The organism is Rhodoblastus sp. (assembly GCF_041915505.1).
GTDB lineage: Bacteria > Pseudomonadota > Alphaproteobacteria > Rhizobiales > Beijerinckiaceae > Rhodoblastus.
In genome coordinates this window covers 1-4,348 of record NZ_JAYSBG010000295.1, presented here as the reverse complement: position 1 = coordinate 4,348, position 4,348 = coordinate 1, and the positions used below count along the sequence as shown (strand labels likewise).

Genomic DNA, 4,348 nt, shown 5'->3' with positions numbered 1-4,348 from the left:
CGCTATACATCACCGCCATGGCGTTCAGCGTCGCGCCATTGTAGCGCGCGGTCAGGGTGGCCGGCGAGCCGCTGGACGTGGTGGTCAGTTTCGACGGGTCGAAGGCGCTGAAAAAGGTCTGGGTGACGGCGAGCGTCCCGGAATTGTTGACGGTGAAGGAATTGACCTGGCTGTCGGCGACGATCACGGCCATGCGGGACGCGATCTGGTTGGTGGTCAGGGACAGCGAGCCGAAATTATTGAGCTCGACATTATTGACCGCCGGATTCTCGACATTGGAGAAATTGGCGACGATCAGCCCTCTGTCAGCGAGCGATGCAGTGGTTGGGTTGACGACATTGGCGAAGGCGGTGTTGTCGAAATTGAGCGTCACCGTCGGCGGATTGGGATCATAGCCGGGATTGTCGGGATTGCTCGCGGCGGGAAAGGCCGGATTGGCCGGCGTATAGCTGTTGCTGCCATTGGTCGGCTGGAAGCCCGCGGCGGCGTCGTAGATGGTGATTGGCAGGCCGGCGCCGATGGCGAGCGTTCCGCTGCAGTTCAGCGTCAGGTTATCGGCGCTGCTCACGCAGGCCGCCAGCGACGGCTTGACGAGAGCGGTGGTCATCAGCAAAGCGATCGGTAGACTGGCTGCGATCTGATGGGTTCGGGCCGGACGCATTTTACTCTCCCCTTGGCATATGAGTCCCCGTTCCCGGAACGCGATGCGCCCAGGCTGGGTGTTTTTGGCAAAGCCGGTCCCGTCCGGCGCCGAGGCGCCGTCCTTTCGGCCGATGATTTCCGGATGGAGCCGCCGCGCGTTTCGCCCGGCGGTTATGGCTTCAGCAGTTCTTCGTTAGAACGTCATGCGCACGCCGCCATAGACCGAGAGCGGCTGGGCGGGCGTCACGCTTTCCGGGTTGTTGAAGGCCTGGAACAGCTGGGTCGTATCGAAATAGGTGCCGTTGACGTAGTAACGGCGATTGAACAGGTTGTAGGCGTTGACGAAGAGCTCAAGCTGCTTGGTGACCTTGTAGGAGCCGTTGAGATTGACGGTCCAGTAGGACGGCAGTTGCGGCTCCTGGTTCGATTCGTCGCCGGCGTAATATTGCGGGCCGGTGAACAGGAAATCGGCGCCGATGCGGGCGTGCGAATTGATATCGTAGTCGAGGCTGACCTTGACCTGCTGATTGGGAATCAGCGGGAGATGGTCGCCGGGCATGACATAGATATAGCCATTGGCGTCGGCCGCCGGGCTGTTGGACGTCAGCGTGAGGGCGTTCTGGAAGGTGGCGTCGATGAAAGCATAGGTCGCGCGCAGCGTGAACGGACCCTTCCGGTAGTTCAACTGGGCCTCGGCGCCCTGGCGCAGAGTGTCGCCGACATTGGCGAAATAGCCGAAGCCGGTCTGCTGCGAGGGAATGTTCAGAATGTCGTTCTGGTTGAAGGTGCGGAAATAGCCGGCCTTCCAGCCCACCGCGCCCCAGTCGTTGGCGAGAAGCTGCTGGCCGCGGAGACCCGCCTCGACGGTCTGGGACACGACCTGCTGCAACGGCGGATCGGCCACCAGGAAGCTCGCCAGAATGCAGGGATGAACCGGATCGGCGCAGCCCAGTTCGAGCGGCGTCGGCGCGCGGTTGGCCATCGAATAGGAGCCGTAGACCAGCACGTCCGGCGTGATCTTGTAGGTCAGGCCGACCATCGGATTGAGATGGTTGTACTGGTTGTTGCCGTTGACGTCGCCGCCGAGCTGGTCCGCCAGCGAGATCGAGGCCAGGTTGAGACGGGCGCCGGCGGACAGCGTCAGCTTGTCGGTGATGTCCAGCGCGTCGAGGGCGTAGATGCCGACATAACGGTTATAGGCGTTGACATTGGTCGGGCCGATGGTGGTCGGGTCGCCGGAGGCGCCGAGATAGGTGCCGTTGCCGACGACGACATAGTTCGGCATGACCGAGCCGAGTTCGGCCGTGGCGGTGTAATTGCTGGAGCCGTAATCGAAGCTCGCGCCGAAGGTGAAGTGGTTCTTGAAGCCGAACAGCCGGTCGTTGTTGGTCAGCTGGGCGCTGCCGCCGACGCTGGTCGTGGTGATGGTGCTGCGGTCGATCTCGCCGAAGGGGTAATTCGGGTTCAGATTATTGGCGAGTTGCTGGCCGTTCAGGCCATTGGCCGGCACGTCGTCGTCGCCGTAGCAAAGCAGCGTCGGATCGTCGCACGCCTGGGCGTCGGTCGGATTGCCGTCGACCGTATGCTGGATATAGCGGCGGACATAGGCGTTGGTGGCGAGGCTCCAGCTTGGCGACAGGCTGAAATTGCCCGACACCGCGATCTGGCCGACCTGATAATGATTGGTCTGGGGCGTCGTATAGACACTGCCCCAATCCTCCTGAAGCATCTGGACCGGCGAGGTGCCGGCGGCGCCGAACAGATTGTCGGCGAGGCCGAGGTTCACATGATATTCGTTGCCGTTGGCGCGATAGCCGAGGTCGCCGTAGAAGCGGCGGATGGTGGAGCTGCCGAAATCGCGGAAGCCGTTGTCGTGGACGCCTTCGAGCGCGCCATAGAAGGCGAAATCGCCGACCTGCTTGCCGTAATCGAACCCGCCCTGGATACGGCCATAGGAGCCGCCGGACACTTCAAGCTGGCCGCCCTGATAGTTGAAGCCGTCCTTCATCTTGATATTGACGGCGCCGCCGAGCGCGTTGAGGCCGAAGACGGGATTGTTGGAAATCACGTCCATCGAGAGAATGGCGAGCGTCGGGATCGTGTCCCAGTTCACCGTGTCGCCGAAGGCGTTGTTGATGCGCACGCCGTTCTGATAGACGGCGAGGCCCTGCGGCGTTCCCTGGGTCGGCGATGAGACGAAGCCGCGATAGACGACGTCGGGCGTGAGCATATTGCCCGTGCCGGACTGGACAGCCACGCTGGGCACGAGGCGCTGCAGCGAATCCGCGGCTGCCGGCGAACCGGTGCGTTGGATCTCCTGGGCGTCGATGCGGGTCGTGCTGTAGGGCGTGATGTCCTGGGTGAAATTGAATGGCGCGCCGGCGACGCCCGCGCCTGGAGCGCCCGGCGCCGGCGCCGCGACCAGTGGAGCGGCGGCGGGCGCGTCGGTGGTGACGTCGATGTCGGGGAGCGGCTGGCCGCTCTGCGCGAGGGCCGAGGCCGGGACGCCGAAAACGGCGACAGTCGCCAGCAAGGACGCGCGAAGACGGTTCATGTTCTCTCCCAATGTCATCATTCGAGCGCTTTCGCCGCGGAGCGGGACCGGCGCGGCGGGTCCATCCTGGTTCGCCATGGCCGCGACGCTGTATTGCGCACTTTTCGCCTTAATTGAAACGATATTACAACTTTTCGTGATCGAGAAGATCGAGTCGCGGGGAAAGGGTCCCAGACGGCCGGGAAAAAGTCCCGGCCAAGAAGAACAGGCTCATATCACTTGCGATGTGAGCCTGTTCTTCTTGGCTCTTCTGAAACGGAAGACGTTTCGGGCAAGGCGGCTTCGATCAGGCCGCCGCCGCCGGGCGCGACGCCGAAGGACAGGCGTCCGCCGAGCCCGCGCACGCGCTCGCGCATGCCCGTCAGGCCGAGGCCGGCGGGCAAGGCCGGGTCGATCCCTATCCCATCGTCCTGAATCCGCAGCCGGATTTCCGGCGGCGTTCCGGCGCGCGACAGCACGACCGAGGCGTGGGTGGCGCGGGCGTGGCGGAAAATATTGGTCAAGGCCTCTTGAACCAGCCGATAGAGCGCGAGGCTTTCCCGCTCGTCGAGCGCGCCGAGATCTTCGGGCAGGCGCAGCTCTATATCGACCGAAGGATCGGTTTCGCGCCAGCCGGCGACCAGGATCTTGAGCGCCTCGCCGAGGCCCAGCTCATCCAGCGCCGGCGGCCGCAACTGGCGCAGAATCCGCCTGTTCTGGCCCTGCAAAGCCTCGATCTGCCCGGCGACCGCCGCGAGCCGTTTCTGCAACGGTTCGAGTCCCGCCTCCTTCAGGCCGGCCTCCAGCACGGTCGCATTGGCGCGCAGCGCGAACAGGTGCGGGCCGATCTCGTCGTGCAATTCATGCGCAATCTTCTTGCGCTCGTCTTCCTGTACTTCCATCAGCCGGCGGATCAGGTCGCGATTGGCGGCGGACAAGGTCTGCAGGGCCTCGGCGAGCGCGTTGATCTTGGCGCAGAGATCGACGAATTCGGGCGAGCCGGCGGCCTCCGCGCGCGCCGAATAATCGCCGTCGCGCAGGCGCCCCAGCGCCTCGGCGCAACTGCGCAAAGGGTGGAGCGTCCGCCCGAGCACGAAACTCGCCCCGATCAGGGCGGCGAGCGCGATGGCGCCGCCGGTCAGCGCCAGATTGCGCACGTCCTGCCAGACCTCG

General features: G+C 64.2%; 2 protein-coding genes and 1 pseudogene. All 3 read right to left on the bottom strand.

What is annotated here, in order from left to right; all coding sequences use genetic code 11:
• A pseudogene (locus tag ACE3S9_RS15470) lies at nucleotides 1-661 on the bottom strand (autotransporter outer membrane beta-barrel domain-containing protein); the annotation flags it as partial.
• A gap of 174 nt (nucleotides 662-835) precedes the next feature.
• Nucleotides 836-3,196 carry a TonB-dependent receptor gene (locus ACE3S9_RS15465; protein WP_374547374.1) on the bottom strand — a complete coding sequence of 787 codons (2,361 nt, stop codon included), beginning with the start codon at nucleotides 3,194-3,196 and terminating at the stop codon, nucleotides 836-838.
• A gap of 215 nt (nucleotides 3,197-3,411) precedes the next feature.
• Nucleotides 3,412-4,348, bottom strand: a 937-nt coding sequence (locus tag ACE3S9_RS15460; RefSeq protein WP_374547373.1) for a histidine kinase, incomplete at its 5' end; no start/stop codon positions are given.